The 2,251-nt window shown below is 74.1% G+C and carries 2 protein-coding genes; both read left to right on the forward strand.

What is annotated here, in order from left to right:
• Nucleotides 1-949, forward strand: a 949-nt coding sequence (locus FM076_RS16230; RefSeq protein WP_173871453.1) for a metallophosphoesterase family protein, incomplete at its 5' end; no start/stop codon positions are given.
• A 345-nt stretch (nt 950-1,294) separates the two neighbouring features.
• On the forward strand, nt 1,295-2,251 hold a 957-nt coding region (locus tag FM076_RS33870; protein WP_243274533.1), incomplete at its 3' end, for a hypothetical protein.

Raw genomic sequence — 2,251 nt, forward strand, 5'->3', positions numbered from 1 at the left:
CGACGGGATGCCCGAGGAGTACACGCCGACCGCGCGGGACCTGCCGGTGGTCGGTGCCGCCGCGGCCGCCGGCCAGGGACGGGAGCCGACGATGGTGGACCTGCCCGCTGCGGCCTCGTCGGGCAACGACGGGGACGGCCCGCTGTACGTGGTCGGTGACGTGCACGGGTACCTCGACGAACTCCGCGCCGCGCTGCGCCAGTTCGGCATCATCGACGCGGACAACCGCTGGATCGCGGGCAACGCGCGGCTGTGGTTCCTCGGCGACTTCACCGACCGGGGCCCGGACGGCATCGGCGTCATCGACCTCGTCATGCAGCTGTCGGCCGAGGCCGCCGCCGCGGGCGGCTACTGCAAGGCACTGATGGGCAACCACGAACTGCTGCTGCTCGGCGCCAAGCGGTTCGGTGACACGCCCGTCAACTCGGGCGCCGGAACGGCCTCGTTCCAGGCGGCCTGGCTGCTCAACGGCGGCCAGCGCAGCGACATGGAGCGCCTGGCGGACCACCATGTGCAGTGGATGTCCCGGCTGGACGCCATCGCGCTGGCCGACAACCACCTGCTGGTGCACTCGGACGCCACCGGCTACCTGGACTACGGCTCCACCATCGAGGACGTCAACGACGCGATCACCGAGGCCCTCCAGCGCAACGAGGCGGAGGAGACCTGGGAGCTGTTCAGGAAGTTCACCAAGCGCTTCGCCTTCCGCGAGGAGACCGCGGGCCCGGCCGCCGTCCGCGAGCTGCTCGACACCTTCGGCGGCAAGCGGATCGTGCACGGGCACAGCCCCATCCCGTATCTCCTGGGCGAGGTGGACAGCGAGGACGGGGAGAGCGCGCCGACGGTCACCGGTCCGCACGTCTACGCCGACGGGCTGGCCATCGCCATGGACGGCGGGGTCACGATGGGCGCCAAGCTCCTGATCGCGCAGCTGCCCCTGGCGCAGTGAGTCCCGCGGGCGCGTAGGAGGGCCGGGGCGTGCGGCCGTTCCCATGGGGCGCGGGGCGGCGGCGCGCGGTCGCGCGGACGGGAACCGCCAGGGGCGCACGGCATGTGAGGCGACACCCCTGGTGATTCGCACGCCGATTCCCGGGCAGGTGTTTTCCAGAAGTGATCGGCTGGGGGGCGTCGCTGTAGCGGGTCAATTCTGGAAACTCTCTGTCACAGAGCACCGGTACGGCTCTACCATCGGGGACCTGCCGAGACGAGTTCTCTTCGGTTCTCCGCCCGCTGACCTGCCCTGCCCCGCCCTCGACCGGCCACCTAGGCCCTACGTCCTACGGAGCATCGGGGGATGCACATGAACAGCGCTCCGCACCTGCTGCGTGAAGACCGGCCCGAGTTCGAGCGGGTCCTCGACGAGGCACTGCGCACTGCCCACCGGCGCCCCGATCTCGCGGCGCTCGGCCGGCGGTTGAACGCCGACCAGTTGCGCACGATGGCGCTCAGCGCCGCCACGGCGATAGCCGCCTGCGCCGAAGCGGAGTACCAGCAGTTCGTGCGGCTGCGCGAAGAGCTGCGCCGCCCGCACCACGCCCCCTCCGCCTCGGGCGACACCGCACCGCACGACGGCTCCGGCGACGGTTCCGGCCCATCGGCCGGTTCCGAGCCGTCGGCCGGTTCCGGTCCCTCCGGTGCGCCGGACCTCTCCGGCGCGCCCGGCACCTCGGGTACGCCCGGCACCTCGGGTACGCCCGGCACCTCGGGTACGCCCGGCACCTCGGGTGCGTCCGAGGCCGGTGGTGCGGGGACCGCCCTGCGGGAGCCGGGCCAGGGCGGCGGGGGCAGTGTCGGTGAGAGGCTCGTGGGGGCCATGGGCGGCGAGAGCCTCGCCGAGGCGTCGGGGGCCGGGCTGGTCGCCACGGTGTCGGTGCTGGCCCCGCTGCTGGCGGCCACGGCCGCCGTCATCTTCCTGCTGCTGGGCTACACCCTGCACCTGCTCTCCCCCGAACCGGCCGTCGCGGGCCCGATCCGCAGCGCCGGGTGGGTGTTCGCCGCGCTGGCCGCGGGCGGCTTCCTGCTGGCCATGGCGGGCCTGCTGCTGATGGCGCTGCGCAACGGGGCCGGTTCGGTGCGGACCGGCGGGGGCGGGGGCGGCGCGGGCGCCGGTCCGGCCGGCGGCCGACTGGCCGAGGAGGTGGCGCTGGCCCGCGCGGCCTGGCGCGAGGCCCTCCTGGAGCGCGGCATCGTGCCGTTCCTGCGCGAGGCGCTGGCCGACCCCGCCGGGCCGGCGCCGTCCTCGGCGGCGTAC

Origin of the sequence: Streptomyces albus subsp. chlorinus (genome assembly GCF_013302895.1) — a bacterium.
Taxonomy (GTDB): Bacteria; Actinomycetota; Actinomycetes; order Streptomycetales; family Streptomycetaceae; genus Streptomyces; species Streptomyces chlorinus.